General features: G+C 67.6%; 27 protein-coding genes and 1 pseudogene. 10 read left to right on the top strand and 18 right to left on the bottom strand.

Annotation, left to right across the window (positions count from 1 at the left end):
* Nucleotides 1-31: 31 nt before the first annotated feature.
* Together gndA and ACFXN1_RS15140 are read right to left on the bottom strand one after the other, a co-directional pair.
* A complete protein-coding gene (gene gndA, locus ACFXN1_RS15145; protein WP_379439679.1) occupies nucleotides 32-1,474 on the bottom strand; it encodes an NADP-dependent phosphogluconate dehydrogenase in 1,443 nt (480 codons plus the stop codon).
* Nucleotides 1,475-1,617: 143 nt separating this feature from the next.
* A complete protein-coding gene (locus ACFXN1_RS15140) occupies nucleotides 1,618-2,562 on the bottom strand; it encodes a LysR substrate-binding domain-containing protein (protein WP_379463599.1) in 945 nt (314 codons plus the stop codon).
* A 269-nt stretch (nucleotides 2,563-2,831) separates the two neighbouring features.
* Between ACFXN1_RS15140 and ACFXN1_RS15135 the strand changes: the two genes are divergently transcribed.
* Both ACFXN1_RS15135 and ACFXN1_RS15130 read left to right on the top strand, forming a co-directional pair.
* A complete protein-coding gene (locus ACFXN1_RS15135) occupies nucleotides 2,832-3,608 on the top strand; it encodes a C1 family peptidase (RefSeq protein WP_379439681.1) in 777 nt (258 codons plus the stop codon).
* 106 nt (nucleotides 3,609-3,714) lie between these two features.
* Nucleotides 3,715-4,446: a hypothetical protein gene (locus ACFXN1_RS15130; RefSeq protein ID WP_379439682.1), complete on the top strand. Its 732-nt coding sequence runs from the start codon at nucleotides 3,715-3,717 to the stop codon at nucleotides 4,444-4,446.
* A gap of 24 nt (nucleotides 4,447-4,470) precedes the next feature.
* Here ACFXN1_RS15130 and ACFXN1_RS15125 read toward each other — a convergent pair whose 3' ends face one another.
* Together ACFXN1_RS15125 and ACFXN1_RS15120 are read right to left on the bottom strand one after the other, a co-directional pair.
* Complete coding sequence (locus ACFXN1_RS15125; RefSeq protein WP_379439683.1) at nucleotides 4,471-6,156, bottom strand: alpha/beta fold hydrolase; 1,686 nt, start codon at nucleotides 6,154-6,156, stop codon at nucleotides 4,471-4,473.
* 71 nt (nucleotides 6,157-6,227) lie between these two features.
* Nucleotides 6,228-6,785, bottom strand: a complete 558-nt coding sequence (locus ACFXN1_RS15120) for a TetR/AcrR family transcriptional regulator (protein ID WP_379439684.1) — start codon at nucleotides 6,783-6,785, stop codon at nucleotides 6,228-6,230.
* A gap of 537 nt (nucleotides 6,786-7,322) precedes the next feature.
* Here ACFXN1_RS15120 and ACFXN1_RS15115 point away from each other — a divergent pair.
* Nucleotides 7,323-7,808 (top strand): nitroreductase family deazaflavin-dependent oxidoreductase, encoded by a 486-nt coding sequence (locus ACFXN1_RS15115; protein WP_379439685.1) that lies wholly within the window; start codon nucleotides 7,323-7,325, stop codon nucleotides 7,806-7,808.
* Between the two features lie 13 nt (nucleotides 7,809-7,821).
* On the opposite strand, the gene ACFXN1_RS15110 is transcribed toward ACFXN1_RS15115, so the two are convergent.
* Nucleotides 7,822-8,604 carry a helix-turn-helix domain-containing protein gene (locus ACFXN1_RS15110; protein ID WP_379399887.1) on the bottom strand — a complete coding sequence of 261 codons (783 nt, stop codon included), beginning with the start codon at nucleotides 8,602-8,604 and terminating at the stop codon, nucleotides 7,822-7,824.
* Nucleotides 8,605-9,055: 451 nt separating this feature from the next.
* Between ACFXN1_RS15110 and ACFXN1_RS15105 the strand changes: the two genes are divergently transcribed.
* Both ACFXN1_RS15105 and ACFXN1_RS15100 read left to right on the top strand, forming a co-directional pair.
* Nucleotides 9,056-9,994 carry a cutinase family protein gene (locus ACFXN1_RS15105; protein WP_379399888.1) on the top strand — a complete coding sequence of 313 codons (939 nt, stop codon included), beginning with the start codon at nucleotides 9,056-9,058 and terminating at the stop codon, nucleotides 9,992-9,994.
* A gap of 200 nt (nucleotides 9,995-10,194) precedes the next feature.
* Nucleotides 10,195-10,905, top strand: a complete 711-nt coding sequence (locus ACFXN1_RS15100; protein ID WP_379399889.1) for a hypothetical protein — start codon at nucleotides 10,195-10,197, stop codon at nucleotides 10,903-10,905.
* 65 nt (nucleotides 10,906-10,970) lie between these two features.
* Here ACFXN1_RS15100 and ACFXN1_RS15095 read toward each other — a convergent pair whose 3' ends face one another.
* The 3 genes and pseudogenes from ACFXN1_RS15095 to ACFXN1_RS15085 form a co-directional block, all read right to left on the bottom strand.
* Entirely contained in the window at nucleotides 10,971-12,452 is a 1,482-nt protein-coding gene (locus ACFXN1_RS15095) for a glyceraldehyde-3-phosphate dehydrogenase (protein WP_379439686.1), read from the bottom strand.
* A gap of 116 nt (nucleotides 12,453-12,568) precedes the next feature.
* Nucleotides 12,569-12,697, bottom strand: a pseudogene (locus ACFXN1_RS15090) (hypothetical protein); the annotation flags it as partial.
* Nucleotides 12,698-12,843: 146 nt separating this feature from the next.
* Nucleotides 12,844-13,086, bottom strand: coding sequence for a hypothetical protein (locus ACFXN1_RS15085; RefSeq protein WP_379399891.1), 243 nt, complete (start codon nucleotides 13,084-13,086; stop codon nucleotides 12,844-12,846).
* A 366-nt stretch (nucleotides 13,087-13,452) separates the two neighbouring features.
* Here ACFXN1_RS15085 and ACFXN1_RS15080 point away from each other — a divergent pair, with 366 nt between their 5' ends.
* A complete protein-coding gene (locus tag ACFXN1_RS15080) occupies nucleotides 13,453-14,064 on the top strand; it encodes a hypothetical protein (RefSeq protein ID WP_379399892.1) in 612 nt (203 codons plus the stop codon).
* A gap of 275 nt (nucleotides 14,065-14,339) precedes the next feature.
* Here the strand turns inward: ACFXN1_RS15080 and ACFXN1_RS15075 are convergent, their stop codons facing one another.
* On the bottom strand, nucleotides 14,340-14,756 hold the full coding sequence (locus ACFXN1_RS15075) for a VOC family protein (protein ID WP_379439687.1): 417 nt from the start codon (nucleotides 14,754-14,756) through the stop codon (nucleotides 14,340-14,342).
* Between the two features lie 63 nt (nucleotides 14,757-14,819).
* The gene (locus ACFXN1_RS15070) at nucleotides 14,820-15,899 is read right to left on the bottom strand and encodes a Gfo/Idh/MocA family protein (RefSeq protein ID WP_379439688.1); all 1,080 of its coding nucleotides are present in this window, start codon (nucleotides 15,897-15,899) and stop codon (nucleotides 14,820-14,822) included.
* Between the two features lie 113 nt (nucleotides 15,900-16,012).
* Between ACFXN1_RS15070 and ACFXN1_RS15065 the strand changes: the two genes are divergently transcribed.
* Entirely contained in the window at nucleotides 16,013-16,600 is a 588-nt protein-coding gene (locus tag ACFXN1_RS15065; RefSeq protein ID WP_379439689.1) for a TetR/AcrR family transcriptional regulator, read from the top strand.
* A gap of 172 nt (nucleotides 16,601-16,772) precedes the next feature.
* Here ACFXN1_RS15065 and ACFXN1_RS15060 read toward each other — a convergent pair whose 3' ends face one another.
* The 3 genes from ACFXN1_RS15060 to ACFXN1_RS15050 all read right to left on the bottom strand — a co-directional run bounded on the left by ACFXN1_RS15060 (nucleotide 16,773) and on the right by ACFXN1_RS15050 (nucleotide 19,461).
* Nucleotides 16,773-17,240, bottom strand: a complete 468-nt coding sequence (locus tag ACFXN1_RS15060) for a hypothetical protein (protein WP_379439690.1) — start codon at nucleotides 17,238-17,240, stop codon at nucleotides 16,773-16,775.
* A gap of 99 nt (nucleotides 17,241-17,339) precedes the next feature.
* The gene (locus ACFXN1_RS15055; RefSeq protein ID WP_379439691.1) at nucleotides 17,340-17,654 is read right to left on the bottom strand and encodes a hypothetical protein; all 315 of its coding nucleotides are present in this window, start codon (nucleotides 17,652-17,654) and stop codon (nucleotides 17,340-17,342) included.
* A gap of 52 nt (nucleotides 17,655-17,706) precedes the next feature.
* Nucleotides 17,707-19,461, bottom strand: coding sequence for a DUF222 domain-containing protein (locus ACFXN1_RS15050; RefSeq protein ID WP_379439692.1), 1,755 nt, complete (start codon nucleotides 19,459-19,461; stop codon nucleotides 17,707-17,709).
* Between the two features lie 356 nt (nucleotides 19,462-19,817).
* On the opposite strand from ACFXN1_RS15050, the gene ACFXN1_RS15045 reads away from it, so the two are divergent.
* Together ACFXN1_RS15045 and ACFXN1_RS15040 are read left to right on the top strand one after the other, a co-directional pair.
* Entirely contained in the window at nucleotides 19,818-20,741 is a 924-nt protein-coding gene (locus ACFXN1_RS15045; RefSeq protein ID WP_379439693.1) for a hypothetical protein, read from the top strand.
* Nucleotides 20,742-20,784: 43 nt separating this feature from the next.
* Nucleotides 20,785-21,234 carry a GNAT family N-acetyltransferase gene (locus ACFXN1_RS15040; protein WP_379439694.1) on the top strand — a complete coding sequence of 150 codons (450 nt, stop codon included), beginning with the start codon at nucleotides 20,785-20,787 and terminating at the stop codon, nucleotides 21,232-21,234.
* Between the two features lie 134 nt (nucleotides 21,235-21,368).
* Here the strand turns inward: ACFXN1_RS15040 and ACFXN1_RS15035 are convergent, their stop codons facing one another.
* The 3 genes from ACFXN1_RS15035 to ACFXN1_RS15025 form a co-directional block, all read right to left on the bottom strand.
* On the bottom strand, nucleotides 21,369-21,803 hold the full coding sequence (locus tag ACFXN1_RS15035) for a nuclear transport factor 2 family protein (protein ID WP_379439695.1): 435 nt from the start codon (nucleotides 21,801-21,803) through the stop codon (nucleotides 21,369-21,371).
* A 193-nt stretch (nucleotides 21,804-21,996) separates the two neighbouring features.
* On the bottom strand, nucleotides 21,997-23,199 hold the full coding sequence (locus ACFXN1_RS15030; RefSeq protein WP_364615718.1) for a lipid-transfer protein: 1,203 nt from the start codon (nucleotides 23,197-23,199) through the stop codon (nucleotides 21,997-21,999).
* Nucleotides 23,192-23,638 carry an OB-fold domain-containing protein gene (locus ACFXN1_RS15025; RefSeq protein WP_354838229.1) on the bottom strand — a complete coding sequence of 149 codons (447 nt, stop codon included), beginning with the start codon at nucleotides 23,636-23,638 and terminating at the stop codon, nucleotides 23,192-23,194. Before ACFXN1_RS15025 ends, ACFXN1_RS15030 begins: the two co-directional genes overlap by 8 nt.
* A gap of 132 nt (nucleotides 23,639-23,770) precedes the next feature.
* Here ACFXN1_RS15025 and ACFXN1_RS15020 point away from each other — a divergent pair, with 132 nt between their 5' ends.
* Entirely contained in the window at nucleotides 23,771-24,547 is a 777-nt protein-coding gene (locus ACFXN1_RS15020; RefSeq protein WP_379439696.1) for a GTP-binding protein, read from the top strand.
* Nucleotides 24,548-24,664: 117 nt separating this feature from the next.
* Here the strand turns inward: ACFXN1_RS15020 and ACFXN1_RS15015 are convergent, their stop codons facing one another.
* Nucleotides 24,665-24,928 (bottom strand): hypothetical protein, encoded by a 264-nt coding sequence (locus tag ACFXN1_RS15015; RefSeq protein WP_379439697.1) that lies wholly within the window; start codon nucleotides 24,926-24,928, stop codon nucleotides 24,665-24,667.
* 32 nt (nucleotides 24,929-24,960) lie between these two features.
* A complete protein-coding gene (locus ACFXN1_RS15010; RefSeq protein WP_379463601.1) occupies nucleotides 24,961-25,860 on the bottom strand; it encodes an SDR family NAD(P)-dependent oxidoreductase in 900 nt (299 codons plus the stop codon).
* Between the last annotated feature and the right edge of the window lie 7 nt (nucleotides 25,861-25,867).

Genomic DNA, 25,867 nt, shown 5'->3' with positions numbered 1-25,867 from the left:
CCGCTCGTAGAACTTCTTGTCCTACCGGAAATTACGCGGGGACTTCGCTGCGGTCGCCGCTCCACAGCGTGTGGTACTTGCCTTCGGCGTCGATACGCTCGTAGGTGTGGGCGCCGAAGAAGTCGCGCTGGCCCTGGGTCAACGCGGCCGGGAGACGCTCGGCGCGCAGGGCGTCGTAGTACGACAGCGAGGAGGCGAAGGCCGGGACCGGGATGCCGAGCTGGGTGGCGGCCACGACGACACGACGCCAGCTGTCGACGGCGTTCTCGATGGCCTCGCGGAAGTACGGGGCGAGGATCAGGCTCGGCAGGGCCGGGTCCGCTTCGTACGCCTCCTTGATGCGGTTGAGGAAGCGGGCGCGGATGATGCAGCCGCCGCGCCAGATGGTGGCCAGATCGCCGGGGTGCAGGTCCCAGTTGTATTCGGCCGAGCCGGCGGCGATCTGGTCGAAGCCCTGGGCGTAGGCGACGATCTTGGAGGCGTAGAGGGCCTGGCGGATGTCCTCGGTGAATTGGGCGACATCCGTGGGCTTTTCGCCGAGGGCGCCGGAGGCGAGGCCCTTGGCGGCGGCGCGCTGGGTGCGGGAGCCGGACAGGGCGCGGGCGAAGACGGCCTCGGCGATGCCCGTCACCGGGATGCCCAGATCGAGGGCGGACTTGACGGTCCAGCGGCCGGTGCCCTTCTGCTCGGCGGCATCCACGATCACGTCGACGAGCGGCTTGCCGGTCTTGGCATCGACCTGGTTGAGCACCTCGGCGGTGATCTCCACCAGGTAGCTCTCCAGCTCACCGGAGTTCCACTGGGTGAACACGTCCGCGATCTGCTTGGCGTCGAAGCCCAGCGCGTCCCGGAACAGGTTGTAGGCCTCGCCGATGAGCTGCATGTCGGCGTACTCGATGCCGTTGTGCACCATCTTCACGAAGTGGCCGGACCCGTCGGGGCCGATGTGGGTGCAGCAGGGGGTGCCGTCGACCTGCGCCGCAATGGATTCCAGCAGCGGACCCAGCGACTCGTAGGACTCCTTCGGGCCGCCCGGCATGATGGCGGGCCCGTTCAGCGCGCCCTCCTCGCCACCGGAGATGCCCGCGCCGACAAAGTTCAGGCCGCGCGCCTTCATGGCCGCCTCGCGGCGGATGGTGTCGGTGTAGAGGGCGTTGCCGCCGTCGATGATGATATCGCCGGGCTCCATGGCCGCGGCCAGCTCCTCGATCACGGCGTCGGTGGCGTCACCGGCCTTGACCATGATGAGCACGCGGCGCGGCTTCTCCAGCGCGGCCACGAACTCCTCGACGGTCTCGGTGCGCACGAAATCACCCTCGCTGCCGTGCGCCTCGAGCAGCGCGTCGGTCTTGCCGATGCTGCGGTTGTGCAAGGCCACGGTGTACCCGTGCCGTGCGAAGTTGCGGGCGATGTTGCTACCCATGACCGCCAGGCCGGTCACGCCGATCTGAGCGCGCGCTTCCGAGGTCGCCATGAAACAGCCTCTCCGTTCGAAGATGTGATGACCGCACGAAGTCTCCTCGGCGGCGGCATCGACGGATGCGCTCCACGACGCCATACCTTTTCTACCCGGTCCGGCCTGCGCCGCACCGAGGGACCCCGGCCACGCGGCCGGGCTCAGCCCGCCAGGCGGCCGGTGACGGGCGGGATCGCGGCCGCCTCGGGTTCGCGGCGGGACGTCCAGCCGAGCCGCTCGCCCAGTACCCGCGCGCAGCAGCGGATGGAGCGCACGGCCTCGGTTTCGCCGCTCGCGCGCCACAGCAGCGACCACGGATAGTAGGCGGGCTCAGCGATCGCGATCCAGCGCAGACCGGGCAGCGGCGCACAGGAGCGCGGCACGCACACCAGCGCGTGACCGTCGCGGACCAGCCGGCCCGCGCCCAGCACGCTGTGCACCGTGCCCGGGTAGGGCTTGGCCGCGAATCCCGCTGTGCGGCACAGCTCCCGGATGTACTCGTTGAATTCCGGCGCACGGGATTCGTCGGCGAACACCAGCGTCTCCCCGGCCAGTTCGGCGAGCGGCACCGCGTGCCGGTGCGCCCAGGGATGCTCCGCGGCGACCAGCACACCCAGCCGATCCCACCGGATGACCTCCGACGCCACCCCGTCCGGCAACTGTGTCGCGCGCCCGATGCCGACATCGAGCCGCCCCTGGGCGAGCAACCGGCACTGCTCGGGCACCCCGGCCTCGACCTGATGCACCTCGACCAGTTCCGGATGATGATGCCGGACCGCGGCCAGCACCACCGGCATGGTGTCGAAACTGGCGTCCCCCTGCGCAACCCGCAGGACGGCATCGGTCCCGGTCATGGTGCGCGCCGCGGCCGCGGCCCGGTCGACGTGGCTGAGGATCAGCCGGGCCTCGCCCAGCAGCAGCGTGCCCGCCGCGGTGAGGCGCACGTGGTGGGTGCTGCGCTCCACCAGCGGGACCCGTAGTTCGCGTTCCAGCCGTTGAATCTGCTGACTCAGCGCCGACTGGACGATGTGCTCGCGCGCCGCGGCGCGCCCGAAGTGCAGTTCCTCCGACAACGTCACGAAGTAACGCAGTTGCCGCAGCTCCACGACCGACCCCCTCGCGCCGTTCGGCACCGGTCGATGACCGGTTGCCGTCGGCATTTTCTCCTTCTCGTGCCAATCGAATATCGCGCGCGCGGCCGTCCGGGTAACGAGTGGTGGGCTACCCGATTTTCGGGGGCATACCCCGATCAGTTCGAGTGAAGATGTTTTCGGACTTCGCTGGTTTCCGATCGCGGCGGCCCGGGCTGCACTGGAGGGCATCAGAACTCGCCCCGCCGGGCGGATTCACCGTTTCCCTCGAAGGACCGCCCGTCATGAAAACAATCAGCATCAAGCAGAACAAAGGGCTCGGCTGGATTCCGGACCTGCCCGACCAGCGCGATCACCTCTATGCCGCGCCGGCCGCGACGATCGCCCAGCTGCCGCCGTCCGTGGACCTGACCTCGAAGTTCGCCGCCGTCTACGACCAGGGCAAGCTCGGCTCCTGCACCGGCAACGGCATTGCAGGGGCACTGCAGTTCGACGCCATGAAAGAGCAACTGGCCGACGAATCCGTGCCGTCCCGGCTGTTCATCTACTACAACGAACGCGTCATGGAGGGCACGGTCGGTCAGGACGCGGGCGCGATGATCCGCGACGGCATCAAGAGCGTGGCCACCGTGGGCGCCTGCCCGGAATCCGAATGGCCCTACGATATTTCGGAATTCGCGACCGAACCGCCGAAAAAGTGTTTCACCGATGCGGCCGAGCATCGGGCCATCCAGTATTCCCGGGTGGCGCGCACGCTCTCCCAGATGCAGGGGTGCCTGGCCGACGGATATCCGTTCGTCTTCGGCTTCACCGTCTACGAGAGCATCTTCAGCCCGGAAGTCGACAAGACCGGCGACATCCCCCTGCCCGCCGCCAATGAGCAGGTGGTGGGCGGACATTGCGTGGTCGCGGTCGGATACGACGACTCCCGGTCGGTATTCCGGATCCGCAATTCCTGGGGTACCGCCTGGGGCCGGAACGGATACGGCACCCTGCCCTACGCGTACATGCTCTCGGTCAACGCGTCCGACCTCTGGACCATCCGCACTGTCACCGGCTAGCCGCCACGGACAAGCCGAAACCGCTTGTCCGCCAAGCCGGATACCCACGGCAGCGACCGCCGAAAACCGGTGGTCGCTGCCGCGTGCGCACCGATACAGTGCCGGAATGACACGTTTGAATCAGATTGTCGCCGTCGAGAAAGGGATCAAGTCCCGGACCTTCTCCGACCTCACCGAGGCCCATCACAAATTGGCCAAGAACCCGCTGCTGAGCGGTATTTCGCGCACCTACCGCCCCAAGGACGAGGAGGGCGAGCAGCTGCCGCCCGAGTCGACGCGCGTCCAGGTGAGATCCGAGGAGGTCCTGCAGACCACGGCGGAGATCCTGACCAAACTGTTCGACGTGGTGGCCACCAAGGACTGGGCGAACTGCACCGCCACCGCCGATGTGGTGGTGGACGGCCGCACCCTGGTGCAGGGCGCGCCCATCACCTACCTGCTGTTCCTGGAGAAGCAGCTGGTGGACCTGCACACCTTCGTGCGCAAACTGCCGGTGCTGGATGCCGCGGAGTCGTGGGAATACGATGCCGCCGCGGACTGCTACGCCACCGAGCCGGTACAGACGGTGCGCACCAAGAAGATTCCGCGCAACCACGTGAAAGCCGAAGCGACGGAGAAGCATCCGGCGCAGGTCGAGGTGTATCACGAGGATGTGGTGGTCGGCTACTGGCGCACCATCAGGTTCTCCGGCGCGCTGCCCGCCAAGCGCGTCAACGAACTCACCGAGCGTGTCGAAAAGCTCCAGCACGCAGTCAAGTTCGCGCGCGAGGAGGCCAACAATGCCGAGATCACCCAGCGCAAGCTGGGCGCTGAGATCTTCGGATATCTGTTCGGCTGATCCCCGCACCGTCCACGGCCGGAGTCACCGGCGGAGTGGGCCGGGGACCGGTTCGAGATGGCCGGCAAGCTGGGCCGGGTGGGTGAGCTGCGGATAGTGTCCGGCGCCGGGCAGTTCGGTCACCGGATGGTCGACGGGCACGACCAGCGGATCGGCCGACCCGACGATGATCTCGACCGGGACACTCACCCGATCCAGCAGCTCCCGGGACCGCGCCCGCTCGGCGTGCACGGTCCGCATTGCCCCGACTACCCGCCGCGCGACTCCGGGACGGCGCAAATCCGCTGCGGCACTGTCGATCTCGGGACCCTGGGGAAGCCCCAGCATCTCGGCGAGCCGGTCGGTGGACATGCGCCGCAGGACCGACGCCGCCAGCGGTGAGCGGGCCGACTTCGGGCCGGGAGCCTGCAGGAACGGCGGTGAGATCAGAACGAGCCTGCTGATGCGGTCCGGATGCTCGACGGCATAGCGCAGTGCGGGCCCACACGCCAGCGAGTGCGCGACGAGCACCGGCCGGGTCCGGACCTGGCTCAGCACCTCCCCCAGCCACACCTCCACCGGCCGGCCGGAGGCGGCCGAGCGGCCCAGACCCGGCAGATCAGGCGCGAGGACCGAACCGTGCAGCCGAGCGGCGAGCGGAGCCCACAGATCGGCATTCATCGGAAGCCCGTGCAGCAGCACGTGATCGGGGGTGTGCCTGTCTCCGGCGATCCAGGTCCGGCTGCCCGCCACGGTATGGAAACCGTAGGGGCGCACCCAGGGTGATGTGGCGCCGAAGCGTTCGGCGACCAGGTCGTCGGCCCACGTCCGCAGCGCATCGTCCGCGGCGGGCATCTCCAGACCCGTAGCGGCGGCCAAGGATCGGGCGGAAGCAGTCGGATATCGGTCGGTCGAGAGGAAGGACAGGGTCTCGGGATCGGCTCCGGTGAGCCTGCGCGGCAGGCGCCGGAGCAGACCGACGGGAACGCTGCGCCGTGGCGCCCGCACCCCCATCTGGTCGGCGACCGTACTCACCAGTTCGGGCAGTCGCGGCGTGGCGTCGTCGAGCACCCAATAATGTTCGCCCGCAGGCGATTCGGGAATACACGCCAAGAACCGAACAAAGTAGTCGATCGTGACGATCGGCACGAAAACCTCCGGACCACCCGGGATCGCGGGCAGCCGCCCCTCCCACAGATCCCGCACCAGACCGGCCAGCCCGAGATGTTGCCCCGGCCCGATCACGGTGCTCGGGTTGGCAATGGTCAGCGGCACGCCGCGCTCGCGTGCCCGGTTCCGGACCGCGAGATCGCCCTCGAATTTCGATGCCTCGTACGCCCCCAGCCCGGCGTAGTCGGGCACACCGTCCGGCGCACTCACCCGGTACCCGCTCACATGCACCAGCCGCCGCAGCCCGGGCAGGGTCGCGGCCCAGTCGAGCACATTGATCGCCCCGATCACATTGGTAGCCCGCGCCTCTCGCACGTCGAGCCCGAACGCGTACCGCGCCGCGGCGTTGTACACGTCGCGCACCTCGGGCAACCCCGTGAGCGGTGCGGTGATGTCGGCGGTGACGACCGTCAGCCCACCGATGTCGACACCCTCGGCGACGAGCCACGGGGTGAGGGTGTCGTTCCGCACCGCCGCCGCCACCTGTTGCCCCCTGCCGAGCAACTCGGCGACCAGCGAACGGCCGATGAATCCGGTTGCGCCGAAGACGATTGCGTCCATGTCCACTCCCAATAGACCGGTCTATATATTCTCGAGCCAAAAAGAGAGCCGGCGATCACGCCGGCCCGCATTCACCGCAGCCAGGCGGCGATCTGCCTGCCGACCCGATTCAGCGGCTCCCGGCTGCGATGCGCCCTGGCCAGCAGCAGCGCACCCTCGATCAGGGCGAGGATCGCGGTTGCGAGGTCATCAGCACCGGGCTGCCCGGCCAGCCGCGCACGCAGGGTCTCCTCCCACGAGGAGTAGACCTCCGAGCACGCCTGCTGCATCGAGTCATTGGCGGCGGCCGTCTCGAGCGCCACGGTGGCGACCGGACACCCCTTCCGCCACTCCGACGTTTCCAGCCTGTCCCCCAGTTGCTGTAAAACCAGGTCGACGAATTCGGCCACCGGCAACTCGGAATCGGCAAGCGCCCCAAGGGAATCGCCCATCACCCCGCCGGCCCGCCGCACGGACTCCCCCACCAGCTGGTCCTTACCGCCGGGGAAGTGGAAGTACAGCGAACCGCGCGGCGCACCACTGAGCGCGATCACCTGGTTGAGCCCCGCGCCGAAGTACCCTCCGGCCTCGACCAGCTCCTGCGTAGCGTCCAGCAGCCGGTCTCGCGTTTCGGCGCCCTTCTGTCCCATGCGGAAAAACTAGACCGGTCTACATATTTCTGTCAACCCCGGCCCGCTCGGCGAGCGGATAATCGCTTGGCCGACCGCCGCGGCGCCGTCTACAGTCGGCAGTGCGCAAGGAGCGCAAGCTGAAACCGAAGTTCCCTGTGACGGGCACAGCGGCCCAGTGGAGGTTCGAGTCCTCCTCCCGCCATCCACGGCGGGATAGCCCAATTGGCAGAGGCACCGCGCCCTCAAACTCACACTCTCGCTCCAGTTTCAGCATTCGCCGCCGAACGCCGAATCGAGGGAACGGATTGTCAGCGTGAAGGTTGCGGGTTCAACTCCCGCCGGCTCAGCCACCAATGGGCCGTAGCTCAATCGCAGAGCGTCACGTTAACTTCAGACTCAACCCGTTCTTAAACGTGTCGGCGTGCCGCAAATGGGCGGACACCGAAACCCCGGGGCAGGCTAGGCCCCGGGGTTTCCCATCCCGCTACCCCTCGTAGAGGTGTATTCGCGTGGAACCGCCGCGGTTGTACGGTCAGTGGACGCGAAAGGAAGCCCATGACCACCACCCCGCCCCGGCCCCCGCAGCTCGACTCCCCTGTCCTGCCCAAGATCTTCAAGCGTGTCGGCCGGGCCCAGGTCTGGATCTACCGGCGCACCGGCGGCCGCATCGGCGGAAAGTGGCGCATCGGAGCCGGTTTCCGCAAACCGGTGCCGACCCTGCTGCTCGAACACCACGGGCGCAAGACGGGTGCCGTCTACACCGTCCCGCTGCTCTACATCACCGACGGGCCCGACACCATCGTGGTGGCCTCGCAGGGCGGGCTCCCCAAACACCCGCAGTGGTACCGCAATCTGTGCGCCGATCCGGACACCCACATCCAGATCCGCGCCGACCGGTTCCCGGTGCACGCCGTCACCGCCGATCCGCAACAGCGCGCCCGGCTGTGGCCCCGGCTCGTCGAGGCGTACGCCGATTTCGACACCTATCAGGCCTGGACCGAACGGGAGATTCCGGTCGTGATCCTCCGGCCGGCCGGCTAGTCGCCGCGCCGCCTCAGACGGCCAGCCCGACCGTCGCGACGATGTGGCCCGGATAGAGCTCGGTGTTCAGCACGCCGACCTGCACCCGGAAGCTCCGCACCGCGCCCGTGCTCCGATCGCGCAGCCGCATGGTGTGCACGGGCGGCGCGAATCCCACGTCGCCCGCGGCCCAGAATCGCCGGAAATCCGGAAAGGCGCCGAGCTCCCGCATAATCCCGGCGAATCCGCCGGGATCCGCGGCCGACCCCACGGTCCCCCGCAGCCAGCCGACCGACTGCCGGACATCGGATTCCCAATCGACCATCACCTCCCGGGCCATGGGATCGGCGAACATCCACCGGTAGAGATTCCCGACCTCGCGCAATCCGGGAAACGCCTGCGCCCAATCTTCGTTCCCGGCCAGCACATTCCCGCGGGTGTCGTACAGCGCGGCCAGGTTCGGCCGATGCATCGCGAGCACCCGCAGGGCGTCGGCGTCGATCGACTTCCGCAACTCCGCGACCGTCGGATGACCGCCGATCTCCAGTCCCGCCAGATCGTGGAGATAGCGAAGCTCCGTGGCCGACAATGGATTCCACGACTCCAGGCACCGCACCAGCGCGTCCACCACCGCCCGGGTCGGCTTGGCTTTCCCACCCTTCTCCAGCTGCGTGATATAGCTGGCGCTCACTCCGGCCGCGAATGCCAGGCGTTCCCGGGAAACGCCCCGATCGTCGCGCAACCGGCGCAGCAGTTCACCGAACGAGGGAAGCGCGAGCGCCTGCCTCTCGTCGATACTTCCTACACGGCCCGTCATAGCCGCCCGGCTTCCTTCCCGCCCCCGCCGTATCGTCGGACAACACTCCGAGATTGCGGCCGGGGCAACGCCCAGGACGGAATGCTGCCACAATTTCCACCGTCGTGTCCCGCAACAACACCGGCAATCCGCTGAGGGCAAGGCCCGAATCGGCAAACCCATGGCATTTCGAGATCGACGTGTCACACCGGCAGGTTTCGATATCAGTGCTGCCGGTCTCCACAATTCCAGGAATTGCCGTCATCGAACTTGATACGGCGCAATCGAATTCGAGCGCAACAACGCCGAACCGGGGTTCCCCGAAGGTAAGTCCGAGATATCCGATCCGTCCGGTTACCGGCGTTTCCCGCGCGATCAGCGGCTGGACCAACGAGTTCCTTTGGTATGTTGCACCGAGCACGACCCTGCGGTGGAAAAGTCGTCCGAACGATTCGAACAAAGGGTGTGGGCCTTGTCCTTTCGAGCACTGCGAACATTCCGGGTGGCCGGCGGCGCCCTCGCGGCCGTCGTGGCGGCCGCGACCGGAATCCTGACGGTCACCGGCGCGCCCAGCGGGCAGGCCGCGCCCGCCGACTGCCCGAGCCTCTCCGTCATAGCCGTCCCCGGCACCTGGGAGACCTCCATCGAGGATCCGAAGCAGGGCATGCTCTCGCAGGTCACCCGCGGGCTGCCCAGCACCGTGCACTCCGACTACGTCAGTTATCCCGCCACCGCCTTCCCCTGGGACGGCGAGGTCTACGGCAGCTCCAAACGGGACGCCGTGAATGCCGCGCGGGCGCTGGTCGCCGGGACCGCGGCACGCTGCGCCGCAACGCGTTTCGCGCTCATCGGCTACAGCCAGGGCGCCGACGCCGCGGGCGACCTGGCCGCGGAGATCGGCACCGGACTGGGAGTGGTCCCGCCCGATCGGGTGGCCGCGGTCGGGCTGATCTCCGACCCGCGCCGCTCCCCCACCGATGCGCTGATCGGCCCGCAGGTCCCCGGCACCGGCGCGGGCGGAGCGCGCGCCGGCGGCTTCGGCTGGCTCAGCCCGAAGGTCCGCACCTTCTGCGCCGCGGGCGATCTCTACTGCTCGGTCCCCAACGACGATCTGGCCGGGCGCTCGGCCGGCCTGCTCACCCAGCTGACATCGCAGGATCCGGTCCAGATCCCGAGTTACGCGATGACCCTGCAATCCATTCTGAACGAGGCCCTCTGGCAGGGCGGCGCCGCCATCCTGTCCGCCCCGGCCGACGACCCCGCGAGCGAGCAATGGCTCCGCCAGGTCCAGGATTTCCTGGCCTCCGGCGTCCACCAGTCCTACCCGCACTACGTCGTCGACACCGACGGCACCACGGCCACCGCCTGGCTCCACAACTGGCTCGCCGACACCGCCGACCAGAAGCCCTGACGACACGAAACCCACACGGGCCGCGTCACCCCGACCTACCGGGTGACGCGGCCCGTGTCGTCACACCCCCATCGGGTTCGTCTGACGGGGGCCTACACAAATTTCCGGAACGAGTTCATTTCAAAACAGCCCGACCGGTCCTCGCCTCGGGGTACCTTCCTGCCCGTGTCCGTCAGCGGACCGGAAGGAATTGAAAGACAGTGTTCATTGGTCAAATCGGGTCGACCGCGATCCTTGCGGCCGACTCGGCCGACTCCTCCGGCGTCTCCGCCGGCACCCTGCTGATCCCGGCGGCCGGCGTGGTCCTGCTGGTGGTGGGCCTCGTCCTGCGCAATCGGTCGAAGCGGCCCGCGGCCGACGCGGCCGCCTCGGCCGGGCTGCCCAAACACACCGGCACCGTCGTCGCCGTCGCGGGCGTGCTGATCCTGGCGCTCGGCATCCTCGCCACCGTCACCAAGGGCGCCGGCACGACCGCCACCCACGATCCCGAACTCGCCGTGGGCAACTGCGTGACCGCCAGCGACTACCGCGGCGCCCAGATCGGCAAGATCCACGCCACCCCGTGTGACGACCACACCGCCGTCTACGAGCTGGCCGCCTCGGTCACCAACGGCGCCACCTGCCCGGACGGCAAACTCCGGGACGCGGGCTACTTCGTGCTGACCGACGGCAACCACTCGCTGTGCTTCGCCCCCAATGTCAAGGTGGGCGACTGCTATTCGATGCAGGCCGACGTCAACCAGATCACCCCGGTCGACTGCGCCAGCAAGGCCGGGCCCGGCGTCACGGTCCAGATCGGCGGCCGCTTCGACGGCACCACCGACCCCAACCAGTGCGCCATCCCCGCCGGGGCGACCGTCACGCCGCAACCCGCTCGCGTGGTGTGCTGGCAGCCGGTCAAATCGAGCTAGACCCGAAAAGTGAACGGGGCCGGGCAGTGTGACTGCCCGGCCCCGTTCACATCGTCAACCGGGAATTACACCGCCGCGGCCACAACGGGCACACCCTCGGTGAGGTCCTGCTCGCCCAGCCGCGGGTACGTCGGGTACTCGATGCCCGAGATGTACTGCACCGTCCGCACGACCTGGCACGAATAGCCGAATTCGTTGTCGTACCAGAGGTAGAGGATCGCGGTGTCACCATCCACGATGGCGGCATTGGCATCCACGATCGACGCCGCCCGCGACCCGATGAAGTCACTCGACACCACATCGGTGGCCGCGGTGAAATCGAGATTGCGGCTCAGCGGACCCGACAGCGACACCTGCCGCAGATACTCGAGCACCTCGGTCTTCGTGGTCTCCCGCTTCAGCTGCAGGTTCAGGATCGCGACCGAAACATCCGGCGTGGGAACGCGAATCGAGCTGCCGGTGATCTTGGCCTGGAAGTCCGGCATGGCCTTCTTCACCGCCGACTGCGCGCCGGTCTCGGTCAGCACCAGGTTGAACGGCGCGGACCGGCCACGGCGATCCGACTTGTGGAAGTTGTCCAGCAGGTTCTGGTCATTGGTGAACGAGTGCACCGTCTCCACGTGCCCGCGCACGATGCCGAACTCGTCGTCCATCGCCTTCAGCGGCGGCACGATCGCGTTCGTGGTGCAGGAGGCGCAGGAGAAGATCTGCTGCGACACGTCCTGGTCGCGGTGGTTGACGCCGTGCACGATGTTCGGTACGTCGCCCTTGCCGGGCGCGGTCAGCACGACCTTCGCGATACCGGGACGCAGGTGCTGCTCGAGGCCCGCGCGGTCGCGCCACTTGCCGGTGTTGTCGATCAGGATCGCGTCGTTGATCCCGTACTCGGTGTAGTCGATCTGCGCCGGGGAGTCGCTGTAGATGAACCGGATCACGTTGCCGTTGGCGATGATCGTGTTGTTCTCGGCATCGACCTTGATGGTGCCGTTGAACTGCCCGTGCACCGAGTCCCGGCGCAGCAGCGACGCGCGCTTGACCAGGTCTTCCTCGCCACCCTTACGCACCACCACGGCCCGCAGGTTCAGCCCGTTTCCGGAGCCGGCCTTCTCGATGAGCAACCGGGCCACCAGGCGGCCGATCCGGCCGAAGCCGTACAGCACCACGTCCCGCGGCCCCGGCGCCTCGGCCTTGTTCCCGTCGAGCACCTCCGCCAGCACGGTCGCGGTGAACTCGGGAATCGACAGCCCGCGGTCGTCGCCGCGGTAGGCGTGGACCAGGCGGCCGAGGTCGATCTTGCTCGGTCCCAGATCCAGCTCGCTGAGCACCTCGAGGAAGGGCAGCGTCTCGTCGATCGACAGTTCCTCGCCCTCGATCTGCCGCGCGAACCGGTGCGTCCGCAGAATGCTGATCACCGATTTGTTCACCAGCGACCGGCTGTGCAGGAGGATCGTCACCCCCTTGTCGCGATACAGCTTGCCGATAATCGGAATCATCGCCTCCGCGGCAGCCTCGTGAGCGTTCCAGCGGTCAAGATGGTCGGTAGTCAACACAAATCCTCGGGGTTGCCTCGATGCGTACGTGCACCGATGCTAGCCAGCCCCGCGGTATCACAAACCGCGGCTACCCGCATGTGAGATCCAGGTCGCGCCGGGAGCCCGCGAGGTCAGTCCCACCAGAACCACCACAGTGGCGCGGCCGCGTGCGGCTTCAGTTCGTCCAGCGTCCCCACGCCCCGATGCACCTGATCCGAGCAGTGCAGGAACCGCTCGAGCGAAACGGCAAGCACCTCTTCATCATTCTGCGGCTACACCAATCGAATTCAGCACCCCCGGATCCAATCGGCCCGGACCGACAATCCACTGCGGCCGGGTTCCGAACAGGAGGCGGTCGCCACGACGACGACCGCCCGCTGCCCGATTCGCCGTTGCGCTGGGCGCCTCAGCGCTGTGCGGAGAGGCTGCTGAGCACCCCGCCCGCGTAGCCGCCGCCGAAGGCGCTGCCGAGCGCCGCCGCCGCACTACCGACATCGACCGACCCGGCGCCGACGGCATTGCCCAGATCGGCTGCCGAGCCCGGCGTGATGTCGACATCCGTCAGCGGAAGCCCGTCCGCCGCGGCCGTCCCGATGCCCGCTCCGAACAGAGCGCAGGCCACCGCACTCACAAGAATGGTTCGTTTCATGAAGCTGTTCCTCTTATCCACGTCGCGAAGCAGGTGCAGTCTTCCCCTGCTCCGCGCGCCAGAGCATATGAAATATTGGCAATTCAGATGAGCGTTTTGGACCGTTTGGTATGCCGACCTCGCCCGACGCTCGATCGGCCCGCGTGGATAACACTGATTTGCGAATAGATCGCCGAGGCGCGTGCCCTGCGATTCCGAGCCGTGAAGACCGTGGTTCCGGCGGCACGCCCCTGACGCGGAGTCGTTGCCCTCGACGAATACCCATAGCCGCCAGCGCATTTTGGGAAGCCGGCCACATTCGTGTTGTGCCCTGCCGGCCGCCGACGATGGGGGTGTGACAGCAGACGCTTGGAAAGGCGGATAGACATGGCAGGTCGGCATCGTGCGGTGAGCAAGCCCAGCAGAGTGCTGCGCGGACTTCCGGTAGCCGTGGTCGTCCCCGCCGCGGTCGGCGTCGCCGGGATCGGGACGGCCGCGGCCGAGCCCGCCGCCCCTCGGGTCATCGAGCCCACCGCGATGGTGAACACCGCCGCGGACGTGGCAACCGACAGCCCGGCCGCCGAGCCGATCGCGCTCGCCGCGGCCACCCAGCCGTCCGCGCCGGTGGCCTTCGTCCCCGACGCCGCCACCTCCGCCCCGGTCGTCGATGCCCTCGAACCCGTTGCGCCCCAGCCCATTCCGTCCGCCGCCCCGATCGCCACGGCGGCTCCGATCGCGAGCCCCATCGAGAACGGCACCTACATCGGCCAGACAGCGGGCCAGATCCTCGGTGGCATCTCCGGCGCGATCCTCGGCGGCACCGCGGGCAGCGCCCTCGCCACCGCCCTCACCGCCGGCGTGGCCCTGCCCATCGGCGCGATCGGCGGCGGCATCATCGGCGGCGTGGCGGGCACCTACATCGGCTACTACGCAGGCTCTTTCATCGGATCCTGGGTGGCCGAGCAGGCCCCGCAACTGATCCCGAACGTCCTCCCCTGACCCGGTCCGCCATCCCTGCGGCACCGGCCCCGACCACCGGATAGTCCGCCTCCACCACTGTCACCGCTCCATCGCATGAGCGTGGAGCGCACGGGACTGATCGTCTGGGACGTCCGAATACATACGGCGAGGCGCTCGATCCCGCCCGCGTGGTGGACATCGGCGACGCCCCGAGCACTCACCGGACGCGATAGTCGATGCGCTGGAACCGAATACCATCGCCGCCGCGGTGGAAGAACTGTTCGAGGGTTGAGCGCCGCGATCCTTTCGCCTGCTCAGCCGCGATTCGCGCGGTCGGGTTCGGGTGGCCCGAGCAGGTCCCATCGGTTTCCGGAGATGTCGAGGAAGACGGCAACCTGACCGTAGGGTTCGGTGCGCGGCTCGGTCACGAACTTCACACCGGCACCGACCATCCGGCGATACGTCCCCGCGAAGTCGACGACCCGGAGAAAGAACCCGACTCGCCCAGCGACCTGATCTCCGACGGCGCCGCGCTGCCTGTCCCCGTCCGCTTGCGCAAGCAGGATTCCGGTAGTCGCGGCGGGTGGGCGAACGACGACCCACCGTTTGGGACGTCCATCATTGGTGAGCGACGGGGAGTCCTCGATCAGATCGAAACCAAGTGTCTCGACGAAGAACTCGATGGCGGAGTCGTACTCCTCGACGATGATCGTGATCAGCTCCAGATGCACTCCGTGAGCCTAGGGCGTCCCCAGACGGGCGTTCGGGTGAAATGTACTCGGACGGCGTGTCGGCTACGAGATGTGCCGGACGATTCCATCGGCTGCGGACTGTTCGATGGCGGCGAGGAGCCGGTGGTGGCGCAGGGCTGACTCGAAGCTGGGATGTGGTTGGCGGGCTTCGGCTATGGCTCGGGCGACTTCCTGGTAGAGGGCTGCGATGTTGGCCGGTGGTCCGGACCGGACGCTGGCGGGGACGGTGCGATAGGTGTCGGGCACGGCCAAGGCTTCGTCGTCGATCCGGATGTTCCAGTCGCCCCAGTGGATGAATGTCCCGGGCTGGGCTGGGGTGGCGGTCAACGTGCCGTCGCTGCCGACGAGCCCGAGGTGGAAGCCTTCTCGGGCGGGCCCATTCCCGCCGTGCACGGCGACGGAGGCGGTGGCGCCGCCGGCCAGCAGTCCGTGTAGCAGGACGTGGCTGGGCGTGGCGTTGGGTACGGTTTGATCCGTCCCCGCGATGAGAACGCGGTCGTGCGTGCGAGGGAGTCGAGCGGTGACCTCGGTCAGCGGGCCCGCGACCCGTTCGAGTGCGGCCAGGAAATGACCGGCCATGATGGTCAGGATGTTGGTTCCCGTCGAAGGATCCAGGCCGAACACCAGATTCGGCCATATTCGACTGCCGCCGAAGGGAGCCCCTTCCGCCAGCAGCGCGACCGATTCGAGCCTGCCGATCCGGCCGTCTGCCAACAGGTCTGCGGCGAAGCGGGCGCTCGGGGAATGGTGGCCCTGCAGGACAACCGCGTGAACGACGCCGGCTGTCGTGGCGGCCTCGGTCAACTCGCGCGCTTCGTCGGCGTCGACGCCCAATGGCCACTCGGACACAACGTGTTTGCCCGCGTCGAGTGCCGCCCTGATCACGGCGGCATGGCCGGAGGCCTTCACCGAGACGACGACCAGGTCGACGTCGGGGTGCGCGGCGAGTTCACGTGCGTCGGCGAAGGCGTGCCGTGCGCCGTGGGCGGCAGCCGCCCGGTCCGCGCTGGCCTGGTTGGTGGTCGCGACCGCGGTCACGTTGAACTCCTCGAGCGCTGCGAGCGCGGGTAGGTGTGAGCTGTCCGCCCACCCGCCGGCCCCGACGACTCCGACTCGGATCATGTCCCACTCCTTAGTTATGTACCTTTCGGTAAGAAACTAAGTGGCACGGCACGCACGTGCAAGCGGTAATGTACCGATAGGTAAAAAACACGGGACAGAGCACGGAGGACGGCATGCCCGGCGGACGCCCACGCGCATTCGACGCAGACACCGCACTCGACCGCGCGCTGGAAGTGTTCTGGCGGAACGGTTACGAGGGCACCTCGCTGGCCGACCTGACCGCCGCGATGGGCATCAACAAGCCCAGCCTCTATGCCACCTTCGGCAACAAGGAAGAACTGTTCGGCAAGGTTCTCGCCCGCTACCTCGACGGCCCCGGCGCCTACGCCGCCGACGCGCTGGACGCGCCCACCGGCCGCGAGGCGATCGAGCGGCTGATCCACGGGGCCGCCGACCTGACCGCAGGCGAGAACACGCCCCATGGTTGCCTGTGCGTCAAGACCGTTCAAGCCTCAGGACCCGACGCACACGCCGTACGCCAGGCGGCCACCACCGTACGAAAAGCCGCCGAAGCCGCGCTGCGCAGGCGGCTCGAGCAGGCCACCGACCTGCCGTCGAGCCATGAACCGGCCACCCTGGCCGCACTCGTCCACACGATCTCCGACGGCATCGCCGTCCAGGCCGCGGCGGGGCGCGGCCACGACGAGCTGCGACAGATCGGCGACTCGGCATTGCGCGCACTGCTGGACGAAGCCACCTAGACCGCCAAAAGTTCGGTGCTCCACAATGATTCAGCGAAGCAACCTGCGATGTGTTGTCGAGCTCGACTGGATCCGGCTCGGCCGAGGGAATCGCACACACTGAAGGCTAGGTGCCGGCCCGAGAGAGCGGCACGTGCGTGACAGCCGAGCGTTGCGACACGCAACTAGTGACCTAGGAGCTGCCAGTGTTGAGCAGCCGATCCAACTGGCTGCAGCCCGCGGGCGGGGGTACCGGTTTGGCCGGTGTGGATCCGGCAGGGGCGGGCTGGATGTCCAGCGTGAGCGTCTGCGTGGTCTTGCCGTCATTGGCTGTGATGACGTGGCGGCCGGCCGTCGACGGGATCCAGTTCACACTCGCGACCGGGGCGAGCGGGATCTCCGGATTGCCGTACGCGCGACTGCCCCCGATGCACTGGCTGTTGTCGTAGAAGCTCACGAAATTCGTCACGGTGGAATTGATGATCGTTACGCTGATGCCGTAATTGGTTCCGACGTAATAGGTTTGATCAGCGGAATCGATATGGAAACCGATCATATCGGCGGATGCGGCGGGCGCGCCGGTCGTGATGACGGCCACCGTCGCGGCCAGCCCGGTTATGCCCCAGCCGATTCGGCGGCCGGGATGGGTATGCGTGGTCATCGTTCTCCTGGTTCGGGTCCCGAGGTCCGGGGTCGCCGAACGCTACCGTTCGGAACGAGTGAAACGTGATGATTTCAATATTTGAGTGTGCCCCGACTTTCAGGGGGTCGACCGCCACGGGGCCAGGAGGAGTTCGCAGGCGCACTGGACGTCGGCAAGGGCCTCGTCGGCGGTGAGGCGGCCGGCGGTGGTCCAGGTGAGGATGCCGTAGACGCACTGCTCGAGCAGACGGGCCAAGCGGTGGTCTTCGCCGGTGGGGGCGGTGATGCCCGCGGCGGCCAGGATGCGTTCGGGCATCACATGATCCGTGATGAGCGCTGCCGCGGCGCTCGCCCAGGCGGGAGACGCGGTGATCGGCGCAGGACGTAGAGAAGTGCAATGGTTGCCGGACCATTGTTTGCGTGCGTTGTCCATGTGCTCACCGCGATCGCCGTGACCTAGCAGCTCCAGCTACAGCCCATGCGGGTCAGAAGGGCGGATCGTCATCGAGCGCGGTAGCCCCGAGGGTGAGCGAGGAGATGACGGTGGCTGTGCGGCGGGCGCGGATGCGAGTTCGCGCTTTCCGTCGCTGGGTAGGTGTGCAATAGACGTGCACCAGTTCGGTCATCGCGTTGGTCACCGGGCCCGGATCGATCAGCGGCTGTACGGGTTCGGCGTCGGGGACGCCGGTGGCGCTGAGCGGTGGCACCGGCAGGCCCGGGAAGAGGAACTTCGCACCCTCGGGCGTGGTGGTCACCGATCCGCCTGTGGGCGTGCGCCATTCGACAGTCCGGTAGGGGTGATGGACGACCTGCCAGCCATTGACCCCGTTGTCGGCCAGGGTCTTGAGCCGGTGATGTCGACGACACCGGCAACCCAGATTGGCTTCGACTGTGCGGCCGCCATTTTCGGGGTTCGCGTGGTCGAATCGGTCTTGGTGGTCGAGATCGGTGGCGGCGGCGGGCACGGCACAACCGGGCGCGCGGCAGCCACCGTCCAGGGCCCGCACTCGGGCGGCAACACGCGCACCGGGGCGGTACCGCAGTTCGCTATCGGCGCTGGGGTTTTCGACGATTGTGGCCGGGTCGACGGGAGCGTCAGCACCTCTGACGGCGCTGGTGTCCGCACCGGAGCCTGTGCAGGTGGCGGAGTTTGCGCCGGCGGCGACGCTTGTCCCGGTGGCAGAGCTTGTCCCGGTGGCAGCGTTCATGCTGGTGCCGGTGGCGACGGTAGTGCTGGCGTTGATGCCGGCGCCGACGGTAGTAATGGCGGCGGCTGCGTTGATGCCAGTGCCGACGGCACCGAGGGTGCCGACGGCGTTGGCGGCGTTATCCGTGTCGGTGATGATGGTGAAGCGGGCGTGGCGGGCGATCTGGCGTGCCAGGTCTGCGTCGATGGCCCCGAACCCGGCCAGCAGTGCCGGATTGTCGCGGAGCCCGGCCAGGGTTTCAGCCGAAACACCCACCTGCACCAACGCTTTACGCGCCAAGCGCAGTGGGTCGGCGGTCGCCGCGCGGGGGCAGTCGGAGTGCCCGCACCGACAGGTGAGTTGGCCGCTGCCGTCGGCCAAGGCCACCAAGGCATCGGCTCGGCGCTGGCTGGTGGTGCGCGGATCACGGCCGCAGCACTGGGTGACGGCCATCTCTCGCAACCGCTCGTAGAGGGCTTGTCCTCCAGCGGCGGGAAGCACCGCCTCCACCTGCGCGGTACCGTCGTCAGCGGCAGTGACCTTCACATACCGGTCGGCCTCGGCAGCCTTACGGCGGGCGGCCTGCCCGGCCGGGTCGGCCTCGAGCAGCCAGCGCCGCAGCGTGCGTCGCACCCTTTGCGGCTCAGCAGTTTCGGCGTATGCCGCGATACGTGGCTCCAGCACCGCAACCAGATCGTCGGAGGCGTTGGTGAGAACGTCGCTGATCGCGCGCACCCGCGCCAGATCCAGGCGCCCCGCCGAAAAGTCGGCCCGGGTCACTGGATACCGGTGTGCCAACCCCAACCCCACCCCGATCAACCCGTCGACCGAGCGCTGCGACACCCGCAAGGCGATCCCGATCTCGGTGGCCGCGTCTTCCCCTGCATACAAGGCCCCCACCCCGAGTGCGAGTTGCTGCGCGCGCCGCAACCGATACAGCCGTGTCATCAGGTCGATCTCCTCGGCTTGAGCCGCGGCAATCATCGAGTGCACCACCTCGAGCCGCTCCACCACCTCGGTGGCGGCAAGCATGTCATCAGCGGACTCGGCCATGTAATCGATCATAGTTTCGAATCACGCAACACGACAGCAGGATCAACCCAACACGCACGGTAAATTGTTGGCTAACAGAAGATTTGGTCGTCAGCGTATGCTCGTTGAGCGTCCCGACATGTCGTGACCCGCGCAGTTCGACGCACTCACCCGGCAGCGCGGACAGTACCGGGCCTCAGCCCATCTCGAGGCGAGCCCAGCCGTTGGCAACGCGCATACTGCCAAATTTCGTGCGCTTGCAACCGAGCGGGAGGTCTGAACCGCAAACCTGTCCGACCCGGCCGCTACGGTGATCGGTACACAATCGCTAATGGGGGCCAAATATGGGTTATGACATCAGCTTTCATCCTGTGGACATGCGTCTGGTCGAGGAACGGGTCATACCGTTTCTGGCCGGTCGGGGCAGCGACGATGATCTGGACGATCTGATTGCCGACGCCGTGCGACAGGCGAAGGTTCGGTTTCGTGCGAACGCGTGGGGACTGGGCGTTCTGAAGACATCCGGCAGCGGGGATTTCGATAGCGGCCTCTACCTCTGGGGTCGGCCGTTCTTCGTCACCGCCGACGATCCGGCGACCGTCGCCGAAACCGTTGTGCGCTATTGCAATTCCGCTCTCGACGAGGTCGACGACCTGGCCCGCAGTCAGATCGACCTGCTCGATCCGGCCCTGTCGAAACACGTCGAGCCCGACATGGCAGGCACCCTGCCCGCCGACCATAACCTGGCCAAGGGCTTCCGCTGGAAGCTCGACCTGCTGCGGGAAGCGACGTCCGCAGTCCGCGCCGGCCGCCCGACCATCCGCAATGGCGATGGCGACGAGATCTCCGCCGCGGACGCACTGACCGGCAATATCCAATTCGTCCTGATCGAATTCCTCGCCGCGCTGCTTCCCGGCTGGATCGAGCGCGGCCGGGTATGGCCCACCGAACTGGCCGAACAAGCCACAACCAACGGCTATCCGCCACTGTCCGACAACACCCCGTTGTTCGGTTCCTTCCCGGCCGAATTCCCGTCGCTGGATTGGGAATCCAACTGGACCATTCCCTCCAACTACGCGATCGGCGGCTACGCCGCACCCTCGAACATCCAGCCCTTGCGAAACTGGCTGTCCCAGAATGTCGAAGCACTCGCCGCGGTGGGCGACCAATGGGACGATCGCCCCTACGTCCGCAAGGCCCTCCGCAAGTTCGACGAAGCCTTGGCCCTGGCCGAACTGACCGGCTCCGCCTTCGTCGAAGCCGCCGAGATCTACTGCCCCGGGATGGGCACCGTCAACTGACGCCCGCCCACTCCTTCGCACGCATGCCGCCAGGCGTCCGCCTATGCCGCAACCCGCGCGGTCCGAGGTGGCCGGCGCGACGCATCTGGCGGCGAGACCGACTGCAGCCCAGGATATTCGTATTGCGGACTTTCGTGTGATGTCGGATGCTCGGAAGTGGCGTCATGCTGTTGCCGAATATCTCTGGGCAACAGCGCATCCCGGCCGGGGATCGGTGACACTCCGCAGGGAGGTGATCATGATTGTCTGTGGGCGGCTTGCGGAGGCGGGGTTGGACGCTGCGCGGCGACTGGCTGTGGAGTATCTGCTCGGCGCCGAGGGGGTCGACCGGTGCTGGGCCTGGCGTCCGGACCTGGTGGTGTCGGCGCTGATGGGCGGGCAGGTGATCGGCGTATGTTTCGCGTCTCCGGGCTCCGGAACCGGGATCGTGGTGGACGGGATCGCGGTGGACGGGGACTTTGCGGGCCGTGGAATCGGTTCGAGGCTGTTGTGAGAACCTGCACACCGTCGTGGTCCTCGACTGCGCGCTCGTCACGCTTGGGGAGCTGCTCCCGATGCGATGGCAGGAGCTTTGGGACGACTGATCCACCGCTCGCTCACGATCGCCTTCAGGTAGAACGCCCCACCTCAGTCGGTCGCGAGGCGGGTGGGCAGTGGAGCGAGGGAGAAGTTCTTCCAGATGTAGGTGTCCATCTGGTGCTGGTCCAGGGTCAGGTTGTCGACGCGGTCCACTTTGCCGTCGGAGTTGAAGTGCCACACCAGCGCCCACAGGGTGTCGACCTGGCCTTCGCCTTCGGTCGAGTAGCCGCGGTGGATATCGACGACGTATTCCGCGTTGGCTTCGAGGAAGAACGTCTCGGCCTTCATGCCCGCCTTGGCCAGCTGGGCGAAGAAGGCCAGGACCTCGTCGAGTCCGTGCTTGGTTCCGGAGAGCGCGTGGTGCCCGGGAATAGTCCATGCGATGTCGTCGGTGAGTACCGCCCTCATGCCGTCCAAGTCGTAGCGCGCATATGCCTCGAAGAAGTCGCTGATCGCCTGGATCTTCGGGTCCTGCTGTGTCACCGCGTGATTCCTTTCGAAGAGGGGATCCGCAGTCTGCGTCCGGTCGCTGGCAGAACGCTGGCATCGGTTGCCGGCGACGGACGCCCAGATAACGACCCAGGCGGCGGCCCTCGAACAAAGAACCGGCAGATACCGTGCGGTACCTGCCGGTTCAGCGTCGGGTGCGACGAGTGGACTCGGGTGCCTCCGAGGCTCAGCGGGTGGCGATGATCGCCGAGCCGTGACCGAAGAGACCCTGGTTCACCGCGATTCCGGCGCGGGCATTCTCGACCTGGCGACCGTCGGCCTGGCCACGCAACTGCCAGGTGAGCTCGCAGATCTGGGCGATGGCCTGCGCTGGAATCGCCTCGCCGAAACAGGCCAGGCCGCCACTGGGGTTCACCGGGACCCGGCCGCCCAATGTGGTTGCGCCACTACGCAACAGCGCCTCGGCGCCGCCCGTTTCGCAGAGCCCGATGTCCTCGTACCAGTCCAGCTCCAGCGCGGTGGACAGGTCGTAGACCTCCGCGAAGGACAGTTCGTCCGGCCCGAGCCCGGCCTCCTCGTACGCGGCCTGCGCGATGGCGGAGCGGAACGCGTGCGGCGGGGCCTCGACGGCCACCGCGGAATCGGTGGCGAAATCCGGCAGATCGATGACGGTCTTCGGGAAGGTCGGCGTGACCGTCGACAGCGCCCGGATGCGGACCGGGTCGGCGATGCCGTGCCGGCGCGCGTAGTCCATCGACGTCAGCACCAGCGCGGCGCCGCCGTCACTGGTCGCGCAAATGTCGAGCAGCCGCAGGGGATCCGACACGATGGCCGAGGCCGCGACCTCCTCGGCCGCCACCTCCTTGCGATACCGGGCATACGGGTTGTTCAGGCCGTGGCGGGCGTTCTTCACCTTGACGGCGGCGAAATCCTCGAGCGTGGCACCGTGCAGCGCCATCCGGCGGCGGGCGTAGAGCGCGAAGTAGATCGGGTTGGTCGCGCCGAGCAGGTGGAAGCGCAGCCAGTCGGGATCATCGCGGCGTTCACCGCCGACCGGCTGGAAGAAGCCCTTCGGGGTGGTGTCGGCGCCGATCACCAGCGCCACATCGGTCAGTCCGGCCAGGATCTGCGCACGCGCATTGGCAATGGCCTGCGCACCCGAGGCGCAGGCGGCGTAACTGCTCGAGATCCGCGCACCCGACCAGCCCAGTGCCTGAGCGAAAGTCGCGCCCGCGACGAAGCCGGGGTACCCGTTGCGGATGGTGTCCGCGCCGGCGATGTACCCGACATCGAGGTGGTCCACCCCGGCATCGGCCAGCGCCGCCCGCGCCGCGACCAGCCCGTACTCGACGAAGTTCCGCCCCCACTTGCCCCACGGGTGCATGCCCGCGCCGAGGACGGCGATGTCCCGATCGTTCGTGTCAGTCATTGACCGGCCTCCACATCCACACCGTGTGCTCTGCCTCGTCGTCCTCGTACAGCGTGCCCACGGCCAATTCCACCGGCATGCCCACGGCCAGATCGTCCACGGTGAACCCGCGCACCACCTGTCCGAGAATCACCATCTGCTCGACCTCGAGCTCCACCGCCGCAACGACATACGGCTCGAACGGATCCGCCGAGACATAGGGCGCGGGCGGCTTGTACCGGGCATCCGCGTACGACCAGATCCGGCCACGCGTGGAAAACAGGTATTCGGCCAGCTCGGAGCCGTCCTTCGCACCGGCACAGCGCGGGTTGCGACAGGCCAGCGTGTTCCGCGGGAAATACGGTGTGCCGCAATCCTTGCACCGGCTCCCCTTGAGCCGCACCACACCGTCGTCCGCAGTGAACCAGTCAGCCACAGCGGGGCGTTGTTCTTTCTGCACAACCCCGACGGTATAGGAACACGTTCTATTTTGGGGCCGAATTCCACTCCGCGGATCCGCGCCCGGAGGTACGGTGACTCCAGATGGAGGATGCCCCGGCACCCTCGAGTCGATCTGGAGTACCACAACGCGATGGGCACCAAAGCCATTGACCCGCAGTCGATCCGCAACGTCACCCTCCTCGGCGACCCCGCCGACACGGCCCGAGTGGCCCACCACCTGCACCGCGGTTCCGGCAACCCCACCTCCAGCCCCGCGACCACACTCCACTGGGCAACAGACGGCGTCGAGCACACCATCCGCCTCGCCGAACTATCGACCCAAGCCCCCATCGCAGCCCTGCAGCGCTCCATCCGCGTAGCCGACGGCGTGATCGCAGTGGTCGACGCCGCCACAAGCCTCGCCCCCCGCCTCGAAACCATGCTCCGCGTAGCCGACGACCACCAGGTCGCCCGCCTCTGCCTCATCACCGGCCTCGACCACCCCGACGCCGACTTCGACCGCTGCGTCCGCACCATCGCCGACACCCGCGGCGCAGCCCCCCTCCCGCTCCAGATCCCCATCACCCCCGGCCCCGACCTCGAGGGCCTCATCGACCTGATCGCCCTCTGGTCCCTCGAACCCCTGGCCGCCGAAATCTATGGCAACCACTGGAAGCTCGCCGAACCCTGGCACCGCAATCTCGCGACAACGGTGACAGCCCAACGCGCCAGTTCTGCTACCCCCGTCACCCAGCCAGAACTCCCCCGCGACCAGCTACATCACCGAATCCGCCACGCAACCCGCATAGGCGACACAATCCCCATTCTCTGCAACTCCGACGCCCTCACCCCACTCCTGGACGCCATAGTCCGCTACCTCCCGTCCCCATTGGACGTCTGCCAACCAGAACACGCCCTCGACTACTGACGGACGCCACCCTCGCCGCGAATCAGCGCGGCGCTTTGCGCACCTCCTTGATCATTCCTCTGATCTGTTGGCGCAGAACGAATTTCAGGACAGCAATCCGAGTGAGGCGGGCCTGTCCTAACCGGCCCAGCCGACCCTCGTCCGGGGCGGGCGTGGTTGGGCTCGTTCTCGCAGGGTCAGGTAGGAGGCCAGGGCGGACCGGGCATGACGACGGAACGGTTCGGTGCCCACCGGGCCCTGGGTGATGAGGATGCGGCGGACGCGGTGGCGGAACATCGGGACGCTGATGCCGAAGATGGTGAGGACTTCCTCGCTGGGCGGGCCGCCGAAAGGCTGCCAGGTGAGGGCGAAGTCGATCAACTGCTGTTCGCCGCTGTTCATGGAGAAGCAATTGTCTCTCGGTGGGATGGTGGTCAGATCGCGATGAGGCCGATCTCGGCGCAGCCCTGGAGCAGGGCCTCCCGGCCGAAGGCTTCGATGGGGCCGACGACACCCGTGGTCAGCCGTGGGCCGGTGAGGAGTTGCGCTGCGCCCCAGGCGATGAGCTCGCCGGTGAGGGTGTAGATGCTGGGGCCCTCGAGGTGGACCTCGGCCAGGGCGCCCGTCTCGTCGGAGGCGACGGCGACCACGTGGGTGAGGGTGCGGGCGCGTTCGGCGGTGTCGGGGCCACCGGCCGGGCCGACCATCGGCCGGCTCAGCAGATCGACCAGGGCACGACCGCCCGGAATCCGCACGGTGGCAGCGGCAATCGCGGTTTGGATCGAGATCAGTCGGCTCAGTGCAGGGAACCAGCCGTTATACACGGTGACGTTGTCGAGGGCCGGGAACGCGCTGGGCAGGTACAGCACTTCGGTGCCGGAAACGAGGAATGCGCTTCTGCGGCGGCCACGCACGGTGAACGCCCGAACCTTCGAGGCGGTGCGTGCTTCGGTGATCCGACGGTCGAGGCCGGCCACGACCCTCGGGTAGAGCTCCGGGAAGAGCCGGACTGCGTAGTCGAGCACCTTTGCGTCGCGGCCCACGCGGATGCGCGGCGAGCCGGCGGCGACGCCGTCGAGGATGATGTTCGCGGCATCGGAAGGCTGCATCCGCAGCAGTCTCCGGTTGTAGAAGTCCACCCGCTTACGTTGGGAGGCAGTGAGATCGACGCCGCGGGCCGACGCGTCGGCGAGGTTCCCGGAAGCGATGCCGGTCTTCACGCCGCCGGGGTGAACCGTGGTCACCTTGACCGGATGGCGGGCGGCGAGGACTTCGGTGCGCAGGGCCTCGGTGAAGCCGCGGACGCCGAACTTGCTGGCGCAGTAGGCAGTCAGCGTCGGC

Source organism: Nocardia sp. NPDC059154 (assembly GCF_042755705.1).
Taxonomy (GTDB): Bacteria; Actinomycetota; Actinomycetes; order Mycobacteriales; family Mycobacteriaceae; genus Nocardia.
Note: the sequence above shows the minus strand (reverse complement) of the source record. Positions and strands in the feature narration are given on the sequence as shown.

What these genes read in the sequence shown, in the direction of transcription:
- ACFXN1_RS15115 (WP_379439685.1), top strand. Translation starts at nt 7,323, where the DNA reads ATGACCACCACCCCGCCCCGGCCCCCGCAGCTCGACTCCCCTGTCCTG.
- ACFXN1_RS15110 (WP_379399887.1), bottom strand. Translation starts at nt 8,604, where the DNA reads ATGACGGGCCGTGTAGGAAGTATCGACGAGAGGCAGGCGCTCGCGCTT.
- ACFXN1_RS15015 (WP_379439697.1), bottom strand. Translation starts at nt 24,928, where the DNA reads ATGAACAGCGGCGAACAGCAGTTGATCGACTTCGCCCTCACCTGGCAG.
- ACFXN1_RS15040 (WP_379439694.1), top strand. Translation starts at nt 20,785, where the DNA reads ATGCCGCAACCCGCGCGGTCCGAGGTGGCCGGCGCGACGCATCTGGCG.
- ACFXN1_RS15130 (WP_379439682.1), top strand. Translation starts at nt 3,715, where the DNA reads ATGACACGTTTGAATCAGATTGTCGCCGTCGAGAAAGGGATCAAGTCC.
- ACFXN1_RS15045 (WP_379439693.1), top strand. Translation starts at nt 19,818, where the DNA reads ATGCGTCTGGTCGAGGAACGGGTCATACCGTTTCTGGCCGGTCGGGGC.
- ACFXN1_RS15070 (WP_379439688.1), bottom strand. Translation starts at nt 15,899, where the DNA reads ATGATCCGAGTCGGAGTCGTCGGGGCCGGCGGGTGGGCGGACAGCTCA.
- ACFXN1_RS15065 (WP_379439689.1), top strand. Translation starts at nt 16,013, where the DNA reads ATGCCCGGCGGACGCCCACGCGCATTCGACGCAGACACCGCACTCGAC.
- ACFXN1_RS15020 (WP_379439696.1), top strand. Translation starts at nt 23,771, where the DNA reads ATGGGCACCAAAGCCATTGACCCGCAGTCGATCCGCAACGTCACCCTC.
- ACFXN1_RS15055 (WP_379439691.1), bottom strand. Translation starts at nt 17,654, where the DNA reads ATGGACAACGCACGCAAACAATGGTCCGGCAACCATTGCACTTCTCTA.
- ACFXN1_RS15085 (WP_379399891.1), bottom strand. Translation starts at nt 13,086, where the DNA reads ATGAAACGAACCATTCTTGTGAGTGCGGTGGCCTGCGCTCTGTTCGGA.
- ACFXN1_RS15135 (WP_379439681.1), top strand. Translation starts at nt 2,832, where the DNA reads ATGAAAACAATCAGCATCAAGCAGAACAAAGGGCTCGGCTGGATTCCG.
- gndA (WP_379439679.1), bottom strand. Translation starts at nt 1,474, where the DNA reads ATGGCGACCTCGGAAGCGCGCGCTCAGATCGGCGTGACCGGCCTGGCG.
- ACFXN1_RS15060 (WP_379439690.1), bottom strand. Translation starts at nt 17,240, where the DNA reads ATGACCACGCATACCCATCCCGGCCGCCGAATCGGCTGGGGCATAACC.
- ACFXN1_RS15030 (WP_364615718.1), bottom strand. Translation starts at nt 23,199, where the DNA reads ATGACTGACACGAACGATCGGGACATCGCCGTCCTCGGCGCGGGCATG.
- ACFXN1_RS15120 (WP_379439684.1), bottom strand. Translation starts at nt 6,785, where the DNA reads ATGGGACAGAAGGGCGCCGAAACGCGAGACCGGCTGCTGGACGCTACG.
- ACFXN1_RS15125 (WP_379439683.1), bottom strand. Translation starts at nt 6,156, where the DNA reads ATGGACGCAATCGTCTTCGGCGCAACCGGATTCATCGGCCGTTCGCTG.
- ACFXN1_RS15080 (WP_379399892.1), top strand. Translation starts at nt 13,453, where the DNA reads ATGGCAGGTCGGCATCGTGCGGTGAGCAAGCCCAGCAGAGTGCTGCGC.
- ACFXN1_RS15050 (WP_379439692.1), bottom strand. Translation starts at nt 19,461, where the DNA reads ATGGCCGAGTCCGCTGATGACATGCTTGCCGCCACCGAGGTGGTGGAG.